This is a genomic window from Pedobacter sp. MR2016-24 (assembly GCF_026239655.1).
GTDB lineage: Bacteria > Bacteroidota > Bacteroidia > Sphingobacteriales > Sphingobacteriaceae > Pedobacter.
On sequence record NZ_JAPIVO010000008.1, the window covers coordinates 403,741 to 421,647 of the forward strand.

Annotated in this window: 11 protein-coding genes; 5 read left to right on the forward strand and 6 right to left on the reverse strand. The window is 42.4% G+C overall.

The features are described 5' to 3' along the window. Positions 1–79: 79 nt before the first annotated feature. From OQX62_RS22400 to OQX62_RS22420, 5 genes are all read left to right on the forward strand, one after another. A complete protein-coding gene (locus tag OQX62_RS22400; RefSeq protein WP_265833895.1) occupies positions 80–1,036 on the forward strand; it encodes a pectinesterase family protein in 957 nt (318 codons plus the stop codon). Positions 1,037–1,145: 109 nt separating this feature from the next. Next, positions 1,146–2,822: a glycoside hydrolase family 28 protein gene (locus OQX62_RS22405; protein ID WP_265833896.1), complete on the forward strand. Its 1,677-nt coding sequence runs from the start codon at positions 1,146–1,148 to the stop codon at positions 2,820–2,822. Continuing rightward, the gene (locus OQX62_RS22410) at positions 2,822–4,744 is read left to right on the forward strand and encodes a glycoside hydrolase family 88 protein (protein ID WP_322973795.1); all 1,923 of its coding nucleotides are present in this window, start codon (positions 2,822–2,824) and stop codon (positions 4,742–4,744) included. The genes OQX62_RS22405 and OQX62_RS22410 overlap by 1 nt, the downstream gene beginning before the upstream one ends. A 51-nt stretch (positions 4,745–4,795) precedes the next feature. Next, a complete protein-coding gene (locus OQX62_RS22415; protein ID WP_265833897.1) occupies positions 4,796–6,442 on the forward strand; it encodes a UxaA family hydrolase in 1,647 nt (548 codons plus the stop codon). 51 nt (positions 6,443–6,493) lie between these two features. Then, complete coding sequence (locus OQX62_RS22420) at positions 6,494–7,510, forward strand: LacI family DNA-binding transcriptional regulator (RefSeq protein WP_265833898.1); 1,017 nt, start codon at positions 6,494–6,496, stop codon at positions 7,508–7,510. A gap of 18 nt (positions 7,511–7,528) precedes the next feature. Here the strand turns inward: OQX62_RS22420 and OQX62_RS22425 are convergent, their stop codons facing one another. The 6 genes from OQX62_RS22425 to OQX62_RS22450 all read right to left on the reverse strand — a co-directional run bounded on the left by OQX62_RS22425 (position 7,529) and on the right by OQX62_RS22450 (position 17,763). Continuing rightward, positions 7,529–9,592, reverse strand: a complete 2,064-nt coding sequence (locus OQX62_RS22425; protein ID WP_265833899.1) for a glycoside hydrolase domain-containing protein — start codon at positions 9,590–9,592, stop codon at positions 7,529–7,531. Between the two features lie 87 nt (positions 9,593–9,679). Next, positions 9,680–11,206, reverse strand: coding sequence for a RagB/SusD family nutrient uptake outer membrane protein (locus OQX62_RS22430; RefSeq protein ID WP_265833900.1), 1,527 nt, complete (start codon positions 11,204–11,206; stop codon positions 9,680–9,682). Positions 11,207–11,216: 10 nt separating this feature from the next. Then, a complete protein-coding gene (locus OQX62_RS22435) occupies positions 11,217–14,729 on the reverse strand; it encodes a SusC/RagA family TonB-linked outer membrane protein (RefSeq protein ID WP_265833901.1) in 3,513 nt (1,170 codons plus the stop codon). Between the two features lie 49 nt (positions 14,730–14,778). After that, entirely contained in the window at positions 14,779–15,753 is a 975-nt protein-coding gene (locus tag OQX62_RS22440) for a FecR family protein (protein WP_265833902.1), read from the reverse strand. An 83-nt stretch (positions 15,754–15,836) separates the two neighbouring features. Continuing rightward, a complete protein-coding gene (locus OQX62_RS22445) occupies positions 15,837–16,427 on the reverse strand; it encodes an RNA polymerase sigma factor (RefSeq protein WP_265833903.1) in 591 nt (196 codons plus the stop codon). Positions 16,428–16,518: 91 nt separating this feature from the next. Further along, positions 16,519–17,763: a YdcF family protein gene (locus OQX62_RS22450; RefSeq protein ID WP_265833904.1), complete on the reverse strand. Its 1,245-nt coding sequence runs from the start codon at positions 17,761–17,763 to the stop codon at positions 16,519–16,521. Positions 17,764–17,907: the final 144 nt, after the last annotated feature.

A 17,907-nucleotide genomic window follows, 5' to 3' on the forward strand; every position in this document is an offset into this window, starting at 1 on the left:
TTGCAGTTTTTCTCTGCCCCGGATCGTTCAAGATTCGGATTTTAATGCTTAGCATTGCCTGTAACCAAGTATATTAAACATGAAGCACATCCTTTTCATTAGTCTGTGGATTTTAACTTTTGCTGTTAAAGCTGCCGTAAAATCAGATTTCATTGTGGCGCAAGACGGCAGCGGTAATTATAAAACTGTACAGGAAGCGATCAATGCCGTACCGGATTTCAGAAAAAAAACTACCGTGATTTTCATCAAAAAAGGAATCTATAAGGAAAAACTGATCTTACCCGGCTCAAAACAGCTGGTGAAATTTATTGGCGAGAGCAGGGATGAAACCATTTTAACTTATGATGATTACGCGCAGAAGAAAAATACTTTTGGGGAAGAAAAAGGTACATCAGGATCGGCGAGTTTCTATATTTACGGCAATGATTTTTCCGCAGAGAACATCACCTTCGAAAATTCTTCAGGCCCGGTAGGACAAGCAGTGGCGGTCTGGGCAGGTGGTGATCAGTCAATTTTTAACAACTGCCGCTTCCTGGGCTTTCAGGACACCTTATATACTTATGGCGGAAATAACAGGCAGTTGTATGTAAACTGTTATATTGAGGGTACGGTAGATTTCATATTTGGCTCTTCGACGGCATGGTTTGAAACCTGTACTTTATTTGCCAGAAAAGGAGGTTATCTGACAGCACCTTCAACGGCAGATACGGTAAAATACGGCTATGTCTTTAACCGTTGTAAGGTGACGGGTAATGCACCCGATCAGAGTTTTTATCTCGGCAGACCCTGGAGACCTTATGGGAAGTCGGCCTTTTTATATTGTGAACTTCCGGCAATCATCCACCCTGAGGGATGGAGCAACTGGGGCAAGGAAAGCAATGAAAAGACAGCGGTATTTTCAGAATATAAAAATACAGGAAGAGGAGCCGGTGCTCATCGCCGGGCAAAATGGGCACATCAATTAAACGATGAACAGGCTAAAGCTTACACTTATGCCAACGTATTTCGTGGATGGGTTCCAGATCTGAAACGCTGATTTTCTGTTCCTATATTTTACCGGCAACGATTGCATAGATTTCTCTTCTGTTTTACAGCCAAACATTGTACACTTGTTATAACCAAGTATTGATTAAACCGCTAACCAAATGAACCGTAGTATAGCTCCATCCCGCATTTTTCGCTTATCTGTGATTGCCAGTTTATTTTTCTGCTGCGCAACAACAGTCTCAGCACAATTAAAACCTGCATTACCAGTCATACAACAGCCTGAATTTAAAAAAGACACCATTAGCATCACCAGTTATGGGGCTAAAAATGATGGCCTTTTTATGAATACATCGAGTATCAATAAGGCGATTGACGATTGCAGTAAAAAGGGCGGCGGAGTTGTTTTGGTACCCTCAGGCTTATGGCTTACGGGACCGGTAGAATTGAAAAGTAATGTAAACCTGCATATCCAAAGGGATGCGATCCTGTTTTTTACGGACGACTTTAACCAGTATAAACTGGTAGAAGCAAACTGGGAAGGCGCACCAGCCTGGAGAAACCAATCGCCCATTTCAGGAACCAACCTGGAAAACATCGCTATCACGGGTAAAGGTATTATTGATGGTAACGGCGATGCATGGCGCATGGTTAAAAGAGATAAGCTGACAGAAACGCAGTGGAAAAAACTGTTAGCCTCTGGCGGAGAAGTGAGTGCCGACAATAAGATCTGGTATCCTTCAGCAAAAGTCGTTAAAGGTTCCAAAACAAAAAATGCCGGTACAATTACGCCAGGCAGTACTGCGGCTGATTATGATGATATTAAAGATTTCCTGCGACCAAACCTGGTGGTTCTAACGGGCTGCAAAAAAGTATTACTGGAAGGGGTTACTTTCCAGAATTCACCCGCATGGAACCTGCACCCCCTGCTTTGTGTGGATTTAACATTGCGCGACCTGCAGGTGAAAAATCCATGGTATGCACAAAATGGTGATGGTGTAGATGTGGAATCCTGCAAAAACGTTTTGATAGAGAACAGCACCTTTGATGTAGGTGATGACGGTATCTGTATCAAATCAGGTCGTGATGAAGCGGGTCGTTCCAGAGGGGTGCCAACGGAAGATGTGATCATCAGGAATAATATTGTTTACCATGCACATGGAGGTTTTGTGATTGGTAGTGAGATGAGCGGAGGTGCAAGAAATATCTGGGTTTCCGACTGCTCATTTATCGGAACCGATATCGGTTTACGTTTCAAAACCACACGCGGTCGCGGTGGAATTGTGGAAAACATTTATGTGAACAACATCAATATGATCGATATTGCTGGTGAGGCAATTTTGTTCGACATGTATTATGCGGCAAAGGATCCGATCCCCCTGGCAGGAGAAATAAGAGAAGCGATAAAAACTGTATTAATCCCTGTAACAGAGGCTACTCCACAATTCAGGAACTTTTTTATTAAGGATATTGTAGGTAGCGGAGCTTCAAAAGCAATCTTTTTAAGGGGACTTCCTGAGATGAACATTAAAAATATCAACCTGGAAAATGTGACTATCCAGGCAGAAAAAGGAATAGAATGTATCGAAGCAACTGACATCAATTTTAAAAATGTTAATATCATTGTTAATAACTCTGATCCGTTGGTCTCTCTACAAAACAGTACAAAGATCACCTTTAACCAGTTACAATTTAAGACCGGTGCTGAGCTGTTATTTAACCTCACGGGAGAAAAAACGAAGTCAGTCAAAGTAAGCGGAACCACTGTATCCGGTGCTAAAAAAATAAAAGTGATAAGCGCAGACGTAAAAGCATCTGCTTTACAGATCAATAAATAATGATGAACAGAGATATGATCAAATCGGGCATTTTTATACTGCTATTGGCGGGTTCGGTGAACACCGCTTTAGCTCAGCAGAAATCTACCGCAGAAAAACTGACCTTAATGGCCAGGGAAACCTTTTTCACAGATACTTCTGCCAGCGCAAAATGGTCTTACGATATGGGGGTACTCCTCGAAGGTGCAACAGCGGTGTGGCGCAATACGGGAGATGGCGACTATTTCAGGTATATCCAGCGGGCTATGGATAACTATGTTTCGTCATCGGGCACTATCAAAAATTACCGCCCTGATGAGTACAATATAGATCATGTAAAAAATGGGCGTTCACTGCTCTTGTTATATAAAGTAACGGGTCAGCAAAAATACCTGACCGCAGCCAATCTGTTATGGGAGCAACTCCAAAAACACCCGCGTACTAAAGAAGGTGGTTTCTGGCACAAAGAAATATATCCGCACCAGATGTGGCTTGACGGCTTGTATATGGGCGAGCCGTTTTATGCAGAATATGCGGCGATGATGAATAAAAAAGAAGCTTTCGATGATATCGCCAACCAGTTTATCCTGATGGAAAAACATGCACGGGACAGCAAAACCGGCCTGCTTTACCATGGCTGGGATGAATCAAGGGAACAGAAATGGGCAGATAAAAAAACAGGCCAGTCGCCTAACTTCTGGGGACGTGCAATGGGCTGGTATATCATGGCGCTGGTAGATGTGCTGGATTATTTCCCTGAAAATCATCCGCAGCGAAAAGAATTGCTCGCAATTTTAGGCCGCACGGCCAAAGCTGCTGCAAAATACCAGGATGTTAAATCCGGCGTATGGTATGATATCCTGGACATGCCCGCACGTAAAGGTAATTACCTGGAATCTTCTGCTTCGGCAATGTTTGTTTATGGATTTGCAAAAGGAGTACGTAAAGGTTATCTGCCAAAATCTTATTTCCCTGCGGCGGTTAAAGGTTATGCAGGCTTGAAAAAAGAGTTTGTGGTAGACCGCAGCAGCGACAGGGCTGATTTAAAAGGTACGGTGACTGTTTCGGGACTGGGCGGCAAAACCGTCTACCGTGATGGCAGTTTCGATTATTATATGAGCGAAAAGGTAATTACGAATGACCCGAAAGGTGTGGGCGCAGCTATCCTCGCTGCGAGTGAAATGGAAATGGCAGCAATGCCTAAACCGGGACTGGGTAAAACTGTAACGGTAGACAACTTTTTCAACAATGAATTTAAGGATGGTCCGGCAGGTGAAAAGATTCCTTTCCATTATCTATGGGAAGAGGATGATAATAACGGGTTCTCTCTATTAGGGCATGTGTTCAATAACGCAGGTGTAAAAACTAAAACACTGGCAGCAGCACCTGAACAGTCTAACCTTAAAGGAACGGATATCTATATCATTGTAGATCCGGATACGGAAAAGGAATCGCCCAAACCAAATTATATGACTGCTGCACATGCAAAACAGATCAGCGAATGGGTCGAAAAAGGCGGTGTGCTGGTTTTGTTATTAAACGATACGGGCAATTGTGAGATCAGTAAATTTAATGTGCTGCCGGAAATTTTCGGCATACGCTTCAATGAGGACAGCAGGAACAAGGTGCAGGGACTTAATTTTGCACAGGGGGCAATTGCCATCCCTTCCGGCAACACCATATTTAAAACGGCAAAAAAGGTTTATATCAAGGAGATTTCCACAATAACAATTAAAGATAAGGCGGTTGCCGCTTTAAAAGATAAAGGAGATGTGATTGTGGCGACAGCAAAATATGGTAAAGGAACTATCTTTGCAGTAGGAGATCCATGGTTCTACAATGAATATATCGACGGGCGTAAACTGCCGGCAGAGCTGGAGAACTTTAAGGCAACGAATGATTTAGTGAACTGGCTGATTTCGCAGGTACCTGCAAAGAAATAAAACCGGGGAAACGGGAAGCCATAGGTATTATAATGATTAAGATCTGATAAAATGATAACGAGAATATTAAAAATCCATCCAAATGATAACGTGCTGGTCGCCCTTCAGGACCTGAACAAAGGCGAAACAATCATTCATGATGGTCATACTTATACTTTACAGGATGATATACATGCCAAGCACAAGTTTTTTATGCAGGATATGCATATCGGCGATCCGATTATGATGTATGGCGTGCTGGTAGGTAAAGCACAGCATTTCATTCCTCAGGGTGGCTTAATGGATACAGAAAATACAAAACATGCATCTGATCCTTTTGAGTTCCGCCCTTATCATTATGAATGGCATGCACCTGATGTATCAAAATATGAAGGCCGTACATTTAACGGTTACGTACGTCCTGATGGTCGTGTAGGTACAGCAAATTACTGGCTGTTTATTCCTACGGTCTTCTGCGAAAACAGAAATCTGGACGTCATTCGTGAAGCGCTGCATAATGAATTGGGTTATGCAGTGACGGATAAATACAAATCTTATACCCATCAGCTGGTGGATGCCTATAAAAATGGTGAGAACCTGGCTGAAGCTGATACCGCCGGTTTAGGACAGGCAAACCCTGTGGCCAGCCGCGTTTTTAAAAACGTGGATGGTATTAAATTCCTGAACCATCAGGGCGGCTGTGGTGGTACCCGTCAGGATGCAGCAGTGCTGAGCAAACTTTTATCCGCTTATGCCGACCATCCCAATGTTGCAGGGGTCACCGTATTGAGCCTGGGCTGCCAGAACTTACAGGTGCAGGATTTTATGGATGATCTGAAAGCAAGGAACCCGCATTTTGATAAGCCACTGTTTATTTTCGAGCAGCAGCAGTCGCAAAGTGAAGAACAGCTGGTTAAAGATGCTATTCGCAAAACCTTTCTGGGTCTGGTAGAGATCAATAAAATTGAAAGACAGCCGGCCCCGCTCAGCAAACTGGTGATTGGCGTAAAATGTGGGGGCAGTGATGGTTTTAGCGGGATCAGTGCAAACCCGGCGGTAGGTTATACGTCCGACCTGGTGGTGGCGCTTGGCGGAACCATTTTACTGGCAGAGTTCCCTGAGCTTTGTGGTGCAGAACAGCAGTTGATTGACCGTACGAAAGATGAAGCAGCAGCAAGGAAATTCATCATGCTGATGACTTCTTATAACAATGCGGCACTGAATGCAGGTTCGGGTTTTCATATGAACCCTTCACCGGGAAATATTAAAGATGGACTGATCACAGATGCGATAAAAAGCACCGGAGCCGCTAAGAAGGGAGGAACTTCCCCTGTTGAAGACGTGCTGGACTATACCGAGCCCGCCATTAAATCAGGATTGAACCTGGTATGTACACCGGGAAATGATGTAGAAGCAACCACCGGAAAAGCTGCATCAGGGGCAACGCTGATCCTGTTTACCACAGGTTTAGGTACTCCGACAGGTAATCCGATCTGTCCGACAATCAAGGTTTCTACCAATAATGCGCTAACCAAACGGATGAGCGATATTATTGACATCAATACAGGTCCGGTGATAGAAGGTGAAAAGACGATTGAAGAAATGGGCGAAGACATTCTGGAATACTGTATAAAAGCTGCCAGCGGCGAAGTTATCCCTAAATCAGTACTGCTGAACCAGGATGATTTTATCCCCTGGAAAAGAGGCGTTAGTCTTTAATTAATTCTCCCCGCTACAGGCAACAAATAATTTTTGTATTTTGGCGGGGAGATGAGATTCGAAACTCCTACGTTAAAAGATATTGCTAAAGCACTCGGGTTATCCACTTCTACGGTATCCCGGGCTTTAAGGGACCGTTACGAAATTAGTGAGGAGACAAAAAAGGTAGTGATGGATTATGCGAATAAAATCAACTACCGGGCAAACCCGATTGCACGTAGTCTGAAAGAGCGCAGGAGTTATTCCATCGGCATTATTGTCAGCGAAATTGCCAACAATTTTTTCTCGCAGGTAATCAATGGAATTGAATCAATTGCGTATGACAAAGGTTATCACGTGATTATCTCTCAAAGCCATGAGTCATTCAAACTTGAAAAACTCAACGTAGAACATCTTGCTTCCCGCTCTATTGACGGCTTACTGATCTCCCTTTCTTCTGAGACAAAAGATATCAGCTACCTGAAAGAGCTGTATGCAAAAGGGTTACCGGTTGTATTTTTTGACCGGGTTCCTGACGATTTTGAGACACATAAGGTTATCGCGAATAATTCACAGGGTGCATTTGATGCGACGGAACACCTGATCCATTCGGGTAAAAAGGTGATTGCACACTTAACCAATGCAGAGAGTTTGTCTAACACCAAAGAACGTCTGGAAGGTTACAAGCAAGCATTGGCAGCGCATGCTATTCCATTCAGACCAGAACTGGTTAAATTCTGCCCGCATGGAGGAATGCATGCAGAAGAATTGGAAACAGCAGTTAAAGAACTGCTGCCATTAAAACCAGAAGGCATATTTATTGCAAATGACCGTCTCACCACTGGTTATATCAATGCCATTAAAAATACCAATCCTGAACTGGCACACCAGATAGAAATTGCAGGATTCACGAATTCAAACCTGGTTAACCTCTTCTCCCCTTCCCTGACTTCAGTAAAACAACCCGCTTTTGAAATGGGCCAGGTAGCTATTTCGTTACTGATTGAAATGATCGAGGCCAGGCGACCAGTTACGGAGTTTCAAACGCGTGTACTGGATACTGAAATTGTGAGAAGAGAAAACCTTTAGGCAATCTCTTCGTACAAATCAATCTAATTCAGCAACCCATCTGTTATTTATTCCCAGGCTTTTATTGGGTTCCGCAGCAGCTTCAATGACCAGTTTTCCACCATTCATGATCTCCTCATGTGTAATCCATAAACGGTTAATAACCTTACCATTAAGCGTGACTTTCCACACATAAACATGGTTATCCACATAGTTATCCACATGTACCCGGAAAGTTTTTCCTTTCGGCAATTCGAAAGAAACATCTTTAAATAAAGGTACGTTCAGGTAATAAACAGGAGAGCCTATCGCTGCCGGAGAAAAGCCGCACGCAGCAAATATGTACCACGCAGACATCGCACCTGCATCATCATCCATCGTACGGATGAAGGCATCTGGCTGATTTTTATAAATACGGTCTATAAAAGGATCTATTCCCCTGCTGTTGTCATTGAAATAATACTGCACCACCGTGTCGGCCGCAATTTGATGTACCAGCGCCTGGGACTTCCAGGGTTCAGCAGTTGCATTATACATGAACGGCGCCTGCGTATCAGGTTCATTCGCATGATTGTATTGATCGTTAGCAAAGAAATGATACAGTTGTTTAATGTAAGCCTGCTCACCTCCCATTAATTCCATTAAACCTTTCAGGTCAAATGGTGCAAACCATCTGTATTGCAGGATCGTTCCCTGGTATAATCCTCTTGCAGAAACCTGGTCGACATCTTTTTTAGTAAGATCCTCAAAATCTTTCTTCCAGTAGGTTTTATATTCTGCTGCTTTTTTAAGGTATTTAGCACTGAGCTCATCCTTCTTTAATACTTTCAGGATTTGTGAAAGTGCCCATGCGTCATAACTTGATTCCAATGCCTTATCCGGATGGCTGTAATCCAACAGGTCTACATCTTTGATCAGTGAATCACAGATCGCCGCGAAGTTTACTTTGTAACCTTTACGGTAAGCATCCAGCAGGACAACTATAGCATGTTCCGTTCTTACGGTGTTGGAAGGTTCATGCTGTGAAGCATAATCTTTTTTACCATTGGCATACAAATTGGCAATGGAAGTAGTGATGCCTGCGTATTTTTCTGGTAAGGTAATGGCCAGTAAAGGCAACTGGGTACGGTAATTATCCCAGATAGCCCAGCCATTATACAGTGGTTCTTTAGTTTTACCTATAACGCCGTTGGTTCCCCTGTAACTGCCATCTTTTTCAGAGATCACATAAGGAGATTGCATGGTACGGTATAAAAGCGAATAAAACAGTTTCTCCCGTGACGGATCACCACTGACTTTAATTCTACCCAATACCTGATCCCATTCCCGCGTAGCTGCATCTGTCAATTGCGCATAAGATTGTGTTCCTAAAGCAGCGCTTGCATGTGCAACATCGACTGATGAAAAAGCGATTCTGATTTGCACATCACTTTCCTGCGCATTTAAGGTTGCGGTTAGTTTATGGTTTGCACTATCTGCCCAGATGACCGGCTGATTGATATGAATAGCGTAGTAAATTTTGTAGGTACCCACATTGCAGGTAGTCCTTGCCTCTATATGTCCGCTGATAGTTTGTCCGCTGATGACATGCGACTCGCTGACAAATTTATTGGCCAGGGTATGACTCAGATCAATATAAAAACCTTTCTCTCCTGAGGGAAAAGTATAATTTTCTAATCCCTGTTTTTCCGACACGGCAAATCTCGCACTGATTTTATTGGTAAATGTGACCTGATAATTGCCCGGTGCAGCAGATTCGCTGGCTTTGATGAGCTTAGACATTTCCGGGTTATTACCAAGAAAGGGTTTGATTAAAATATTCCCTCCACTACCCTGACAACCTACGCCTTCAAAACGATTGTGGGTGAAGCCTAGAAATAGCTTTGCTTTGTGCTCGTAACCCGCATGGAGTTTAGGATAGGTTTGAGGGCCAATACTTAACATACTGAAAGGTGAAGTGGCGGCAGGCGATAATTGTCCGTGGTCTCCTGAGGAGCCTAAAAAAACATTTACCTGTGCAGATTTATGATCCGGTGCCGCACTGTTGGTTTGGGCAATTAAAGCAATTGGTAACAGCAGCAGGGCAAAAAAAGAATATTTCATGGATTTAATCGAATGGATTCAGGAAGTGAATTTAAAATAAACGGAGGAGAAATTGCTTCCTCCTCCGTTTAAAATAGTGTTATGCTATTAATTGTAGCCAGGGTTCTGGTACATTTTAACGGGATCCAGTTTTACTTCATCCAGCGGGATAGGGAAATACCTGTCTTTAGTGGTGAAGTTAGACAACTTTGCATTTCCAAAGTCGGCCTGTGATTTTGCCTGGAAGTAGGCAACCAGTTCCGGAGTGGTGAAAAACCTCAGCAAATCAAACCAGCGTTGATGCTCAAAAGCCAGCTCAACTCTTCGCTCATGCAAGATAGCCAGCTTTAATGTCGGGTATTTCGTGTTATAAGCAGCGTTTGTACGTGCAACTGCATAAAGCGGGAGTCCTGCCCTGGTACGTACCATATCTAAATATTGAATAGCTGCTGCATCATTTCCCTGCTGCATGTTTACTTCTGCCAGCATCAGGATGATATCTGCAAAACGCATAATCGGCGTGTTATTTCCACCATAGCCATTTTTTGTTGCGTTAGGGCTGATATCCCTGTATTTGGTGATAAAATAATCCAGCACTTTAGTATCGCTGGCATATTTTACGGAGAAATCTTTCCTGAGATCACCAGTTTCATAATCTTTAATGAGATCTGGTGTTACGTTTCCTCCTACGGAAGTGGGCGCCTTAAGGGAGTTAATCGTCTCCCCATAAGCCTGATTATCTGCCGCTATGTTAGACTTGTAATTGATGTCACCCTGCACATTTACAATCTCAAATATTGCTTCAGGATTCGACGTCTTGAGATTGACATCAAAAACATTGGCATAAGGTATAGCTGATAATGTGGTAAAAGGGCGCATTCCATAAGCAGCTGTCAGATAGGTATTTGCGTTGGTCAGATTTTCTGATTTCTGATCAGCAAATGTAGTCGCCATAGTCAGATAAACCTGACCTAATAAGCCATTAATAGCAGCCTTTGACACACGACCGGCACTGGTACCTGTTTGCAGGTTAGGCAGTGTACTGGTTAGCCCATCCTTTAAATCGGCCACAATTTGCGCATAAACAGTAGCCTCAGGCTGTCTGTAGGTATTTTCAGCGACTTCACTAAGCGCTAATTGTTTAGTCACCAGCGGCACCGCACCCCATTTTCTCACCAATTGGAAATACATCAGTGCCCTGATAAATTTAACCTCTGCCAGGTAATTGATTTTCGTATTGTTATTGGCAAAAGTTACTTTATCAATATTTGTGGTTACCACGTTACACCTGGTGATTGCATCATAAAGGCTTACCCAATGTGATTTTAAATAGGTATTACCCGGTAGAATACTAAAGTTACCGAATTGGAATGGCTCACCTGAATTGGACTGTGCATCATTTGTACCGGTGTCATCAGAACGCTGATCGGTATATAGTCCGCTGCTCTCGCCTATGTTCCTGTCAGACCTCAGTGCCGCATAGGTACCGTTTACAAAAAGCAATACATCATTTTCTGATTTAAACGCATTTTCAAGATTCCCTGCATTAGGATCATTTTGTTCTATAAAGCTCTTCTTGCATGAAGAGAATGACACAAGGGCCATTAAAAATAGGATGGAAATATATTGTTTCATTATATGTTTTTTAGAATGTTACTTTAATACCTAAGTTGAAAGTTCTGGCCAAAGGATAGTTTCCATAATCTACTCCGGGAGCAAGATTAGCCGTAGTTGTACCAGTTGCACTATTGGTTGCGTTAATATTATAATCTACATCAGGGTTATATCCTTTATACTTTGTAATGGTAAATGCATTATCTACGGCTGTGTAAATGCGTACATTCTCTACTTTAAGTCGCTGAGCAAAACTTTTAGGGATATTATAACCTAAAGTGGCATTGGTCATCCTTAAATAAGAACCATCCTGTAAATAAAATGAAGATAAACGTGTACTGTTACTTTGCGTTCCTCCACGGGAAGCACGGTAATTTAATCCGCTTCCTGGTTGAGCCGGCGATACATAACGGTCGGCCACGTCTGCATACTGGTTACCAGATCCTTCGAAGTTATACAGGTAATAATCCTGACCATCCAATACTTTATTTCCATAAGATCCATTAAATGAAGCACGGAAGTCGAATGATTTATAAGACGCAGATAAAGCAAATCCATACGTAAATTTGGCATAAGGACTGCCGATAACCGTTTTATCCGCTTCGTTAATGATACCATCTCCATTGACGTCTTCGAAATACAGATCTCCTGCTTTGGCCGGATTGGTAGAGGCCGATGATGCCGCAACTTTACCCACATTATCAGCAGTTAGTCTGCCTAAAACCTGGTAACCATAAAACATCCCCACAGGTTGTCCCTGTTGTGTAATATGGGTAAGGTAAGAACGTTCTGCACCAGATGTATAGATGGTACTTGAACCACCAAGATCCAGTACTTTATTTCTGTTCAGTGAGATATTACCACTTAAATTCAGCGTAAAATCATCCGCATTGATAATTCTGCCATCCACCTGGAAATCAAATCCCTTATTTTGGATTTTACTGTCCTTTAAATTAGTAAGGATAGATGTAGCACCGGATACAGCAGATATAGGCTGATTGAATAACAGGTTATAAGAGTTACTCAGGTAATAATTGATATTGAGGGACAAACGGTTTTTCAATAGGGAGATGTCTGTACCTAAATTATACTGAGAAGTAGACTCCCAGCCAATGTTAGGATCTTTCAGACCATTTGCAAAAACTCCTGATGAGATCACACCGCTGCCAAAAACTACTCCTGTCGGAGAACTTGCTGTCTGGGTTGAATTGTAATTACCAATATTGTTATTACCGCTCAATCCCCAGCTGGCTCTTAGTTTCACATTTGATTGCTCACCCAAAAAGTCGTTATACCATTCTTCTTGTGAAAGACTCCATCCTGCTGCTACAGAGGGGAATGTTCCCCATTTGTTTGAAGGACCGAACCTTGATGAACCATCAGTACGTAATGAACCCGTCAGGAAATATTTACCATTATAATTGTAGCTGAAACGGCCGAAATACGACAGGAGGGTATTGGTAGACTTTATTGCATTGTTCAATGTAAGGAAAGCTGCTTCAGCGCCTTTACCAGAAATCTCCGTCACATTATCATTCGTGAAACCTTTAGCTGTTAACTTGATCATGTCACTCGTTACCTGCTGAGCAGAATAACCCCCCAGGATATTAAAATGGTGTTTATTAATTGTTTTGTCGTAGTTTAAAGTAAACTCTGCCAGCTTATCTACCTGTGATAAAGTCTGGGCGATAGCATTTGCATCTGCAATTGACTGTGGAGAGTATGGCGCATTACCACCACCTGCGCTCAGACTGGTTGGCAAGTAATAATCGTATTTTTCATTATAGGTCTGTGTACCCAGATTGGCTTTAAAAGTTAATCCTTTCAACAGATCATAGGTAGCATACGCATTATAAGTACTTCTGGTAGCTAACCTGTTAGATTTTGTTTCTTCGACAGAAGCGATTGGATTTTCAATTCCCTGGTAACCGAACTGATTGGCCAGCGCATTTTGTAAATATTTGATTGGCGCGCCGTTCGCGTCTCTTGCCGGTAAGTATGGGATGTAAAGTAATGCTGACATCATCGGACTGAAACGGCCTTCACCTACTTCTTTATTATGGGTCTCGGTATAAGCCAGATTGGCGCCTACTTTCATACGTGGATTGACTGTCGCCTCAATATTAGCCCTTAAATTGGTTGCTTTCATTGAAGTATTGGTGACGATACCATCCTGATCCTGGTAACCGCTGCTCACATAATATTTAATGTCTTTCGATCCGCCAGAGAAGGATAAGTTATGACGTTGAAAAAATGCATTTCTATACAATTCGTCCTGCCAGTCTGTGTTTGTCGTTTGCGGGATCAGCGACTGTGTACCGAAGTTATAAATATCCGTAGGGATGCTGATCGAAGATCCATTACCTGGCGCATTAATCAATCGTGTAGCATTGTTATCAGCATACATGCCATCATTCCAGGGTTTACCTGCATTGACTACCAGGTCTTTATATGAATTATTACGTGCATCGATGACCAGTTGAGCGAACTGATTTGCATCCAGCAAATTGATTTTCTTTGCTAACTGAGATATACCCATCTGCACATCATATTCAAATCTGCCTTTACCTTCTTTTCCTCTTTTTGTGGTGATCATTACCACACCACCAGAAGCTCTCGAACCATAGATCGCTGCTGATGCAGCATCTTTTAAGATGTCTATTGTCTCTATATCTTCCGGATTAACGAATACATTGTTTCCTGCAGGATAACCATCAATTACATATAAGGGATCTGAACTCGCATTGATGGAACCCACACCACGAACGCGGATTTTAGTACCGGCATATGGCGCGCCACTCGTTTGCGACACCTGCACACCTGCAACTTTACCTACCAGCGCCTGGCCCACTGTTGGTGCGGAAAGGTTCATCTCTGAAGCTTTCACGCTGCTGATTGCGCCAGTCACATCCGCTTTCCTGATCTTCTGGTAACCAATTGCCACCACTTCCTGCAATACGTTACTGGATTCTTTTAATTTAACGTTGACCACTTTCTGATCGGTAATCAGCACCTCTGTTTTTTCAAAACCGATATAGTTAAAGCTCAGTCTGGAACCCGAAGCCACAGTGATGGCATATCTTCCTGATCCATCTGTGCTTGCTCTTTTATTGGAAGTAAGGTCAACCACGGTTACGCCCGGAAGCGGTTCATTTTTAGTATCGGTTACCGTACCTGTTACCTGTACCTGAACTGCAGATGTCATAACTACTGGTGCAGGAACTGCTTCCACCTGCTTTTCCTTTTCTACTTTAATCAATACATGGTAATCATCTACCTGACTCACACTGCCTTTGTAATCTTTTAATAGTTGTCTTAAAACGTCATAAACCGTTTTATCTTTAACAGTTAATGAAACCCTCTTTTTGGTATCAATCACATTGTCATAGCCAATTACGAAACTGGACTTCTTTTCAATAATCCGGAAGACCTCTTTCAGCGTAAGATTACTTGCTGTAAATGAGATGTTCGTATCTTTAATTGTTTGTGCTCCGGCGGCAAAGCCCTGCAGCGTAAACTGTAAGAAAAATGTTAGGGCTAACATTAATTTCAAAACTGGTTTGAGGTAAAATTTTCGCATTTCTGAGTTTGTATTAGTTTGTGTTTTTGGGGTGAATAGTTACTTTATTGCCTTTCATCTTGTAAGTCATGCCCGTTAAGTCTGACAATACATTGAGTACTTTATCTGCCGGTTCATTGTTGAAACTGAGCGTATATCGTTTGGAGTCCTGAGTACTATGGTCGAGCGTAACCTCCAGGTTATACCAGCGGGCGATAGTCCTGGCAATCTCTTCATAAGATGCCTGCTCAAAATTCATGTGATTGCTGCGCCAGGCACTCACAGAATCTGCATTTGCTGGTCGAACCGAATGGGTGTCTTTCACTTTGTCATACACCAGCGATTGATTATGCGTCAATCCCCTGGCAACAAGCATTCGCTTGCCATCAGCCCTGGCATTAGCTTCAACTTTTACTTTTCCTGTAGAGACGATGACTTTAAGCCTGTCGTCTTCCGGATAAGCTTTAATATCAAATGAAGTGCCCAGAACTGTAGTCTGCAGTTTACCAGAGTGGATAATGAAAGGTTTACTGACGTTACGGTGTACATGGAAAAATGCTTCTCCCGTTAATTTGACTTCGCGGTTATGCTGATCAAATTTTGAAGAGATGAAGATGCTGGATCCAGAATTAAGAAATACCGTGGTACCATCTTTAAGCGTAACTTCTTTTTTCTCTCCATTGCGTGATCTGATCTCTGTATAGGTTTCGGGCTGTACAGGTTTTGTGCCTGCTGTTCTTTTGATCAGCGTTATAGTTCCAATCAGCGCGATAAATACAGCTGCCACCTGAAGCCAGCGGAATTTAGTTTTAGCCGTTTTGCCGGACTCTCCCAGCATTGCACTGATGCGCGCGTCCAGATCGGCAAAGACCCTGGCTTCTTCTGCCGGGTTCAGCTTTTCTTTCTCCTGCGGAAAGCTGTCGAACCAGGACTCTACCAGCTGCCGTTCTTCGGCGCTCGCAGTACCTTCCTGGTATTTTTCAAATAGTGTTTTTAATCTCTCGTCCACAATGGTGCTTTATTACAGCACGCACTCAAACACAGAATGTCCTTTAAGGAATTGTTAACTTTATATTAGGTTTTGATACCTGATTAATGCTTCATCATGAAAAATAGCATTGCGAGTATTTCAGGATGTGTTTCCCTCAGGATCAGCCTTAATGTCCTGAGTGCCTCAGAAATATTATTCCGCACGGTTTTCTCAGAAATGTTCAGCATGTCAGCTATTTCCCCATTTTTCTTTCCTTCATTTTTGCTGAGGTGATAACATTTACGCGTTGTTTCCGGGAATTTCTCCACAATAAGATTGATCTGTTCATGCAGTTCGCGTGCTATTGTATTTTCTTCCGCGGAATAATCCAGTTGATTCAGACCTTCCAGCAGTAAACCTTCATTTTTAAGCTGTATATTTTTCCTGCGGTAAGCAGAGATGACATGGTTACGGGAGATGACATACAGATAAGGTTTGAAATCACGTATAGCAGGAAGCGATGCTCTTTTGAGCCAAAGCTCCATGAAGATTTCCTGTACTACGTCCTTGGCATCTTCCAGATCTGGCAAACGGAGATTTACAATCGCAAAAACACTTTTTTTATGTAACTGATAAAGTTCCTGAAATGCAGCCGTATCTCCTTCACTGCTTCTTTGCAGCAAAACCTGCTGTGCTAAGTTTTTATCTGTCATGATGATCCTTCCTTCCCTAAACCGCGTCAAAATTAGACTAACTGTATATGCATGACATTAAGCCAATGTTAAGAAAAGGTACAATCCCTCTTTAAGGATCCATAGGTTCATCAAAATCTATCTGCAAAGCTGCCGCAAGCGGATAAAACTCTGCTTCATGATCTGACAGGCGTTTACCATTTTTATAAGGCAGATAACCCAGTTCCTGTTCACAGCGCGAAGGCATTATACTGGTGATATAATAACTCTGGGATTTTGCAGTGGAGGTAATACAGGGTTTATCCATTGGAAAACCATTCGTGAAAATTATCCTGGCACAATTGCGCAAGTTGGTTGTGGTATGCCTGGCATGTGGTTCAATCAAAATCACTTTTTCAGGAATATGCAAAGTTTGCATCAGGTATTTTTTCATCTCGATGGCCTCATTGTATTTGGTTTTAAATGGATGTACACATCCTCCCGAAACCATAATAAATGGTGCCAGCCCATTTTTGTACTGTAAAACGGCTAATCTGCAACGCAACATACCTCCCGCACTTAAAGCAACACCAGCCTCTTCAGGGCCTTCGCCTGGAACGAGAATTAACGTATATTTAAAATTGTCCCAATCGACCTTTTTTGCATATGCCAGGGCAGACTTATTTTCAGTTTCATTTAGCGGTTCGTAATCCGCAGCCTGGTAACGTTCATTGATATCGAGACTTGTGAGCGCAAATGATAAAAGGCTTGCATAAAAAGAATTTCCATTATGGGTATTGACTGACAGGCTTGCGTTCATGGCCAGTAACTCAGGATATCCTCTATCCAGCACATTAAAGCTGATGGAATCTATTTTAGCGTAGTTGGGTTTTTTACCTGCTGCATATACATCAATCATATGATTTACACAGCGGGCATCCTGCTCCCATGCTTTAAGTAACAACTGTTTATGATCCATTGCCGCGTATAGATAGTAACAGCCTGAAGGAATCAGCTGATCTTTTACCAATTCTCCTAATTCGTTTTCTGGTTGATACAGCGCAACTAATCTCCCTCCCACTTCCTTAATTTCCGCTGGCGTAAACTTTGCCGCATCCGTGTAACAGCTTACAGTATTGCCGCAATTTTTGATGGCTGCCAATAGCTGAGCTTTTTTATCACGACCAATCATGGTCAGTATGCTATCCTCTTTTAAGAAGTGATTTAGCGCAGGTATTTCCTCAAATAAGGTGAGTAAATAGCAATTTTTAGACGCTGCATAATTATCCCCGCTGATCATTTTATAGCTGGCCCTTGGCTGCGCAAATCCATAGCTGGTAACGAATAAGAAGAAGAGTAATGAAGCGGTGTATTTCATAAGATGGATTTTAACGGACAAAGCAACTGACATCAGGTTAAGCCCAGATGAACAGGATATTAAATTTATTAGTTTATAAATGTAATTAAATTGAAAGATCATACTGAATTCATGAAAGTAAAAAAGAAAAGAACAAAATGAATA

What these genes read in the sequence shown, in the direction of transcription:
- OQX62_RS22450 (WP_265833904.1), bottom strand. Translation starts at nt 17,763, where the DNA reads ATGAAATACACCGCTTCATTACTCTTCTTCTTATTCGTTACCAGCTAT.
- OQX62_RS22430 (WP_265833900.1), bottom strand. Translation starts at nt 11,206, where the DNA reads ATGAAACAATATATTTCCATCCTATTTTTAATGGCCCTTGTGTCATTC.
- OQX62_RS22400 (WP_265833895.1), top strand. Translation starts at nt 80, where the DNA reads ATGAAGCACATCCTTTTCATTAGTCTGTGGATTTTAACTTTTGCTGTT.
- OQX62_RS22410 (WP_322973795.1), top strand. Translation starts at nt 2,822, where the DNA reads ATGATGAACAGAGATATGATCAAATCGGGCATTTTTATACTGCTATTG.
- OQX62_RS22420 (WP_265833898.1), top strand. Translation starts at nt 6,494, where the DNA reads ATGAGATTCGAAACTCCTACGTTAAAAGATATTGCTAAAGCACTCGGG.
- OQX62_RS22415 (WP_265833897.1), top strand. Translation starts at nt 4,796, where the DNA reads ATGATAACGAGAATATTAAAAATCCATCCAAATGATAACGTGCTGGTC.
- OQX62_RS22405 (WP_265833896.1), top strand. Translation starts at nt 1,146, where the DNA reads ATGAACCGTAGTATAGCTCCATCCCGCATTTTTCGCTTATCTGTGATT.
- OQX62_RS22445 (WP_265833903.1), bottom strand. Translation starts at nt 16,427, where the DNA reads ATGACAGATAAAAACTTAGCACAGCAGGTTTTGCTGCAAAGAAGCAGT.
- OQX62_RS22425 (WP_265833899.1), bottom strand. Translation starts at nt 9,592, where the DNA reads ATGAAATATTCTTTTTTTGCCCTGCTGCTGTTACCAATTGCTTTAATT.
- OQX62_RS22435 (WP_265833901.1), bottom strand. Translation starts at nt 14,729, where the DNA reads ATGTTAGCCCTAACATTTTTCTTACAGTTTACGCTGCAGGGCTTTGCC.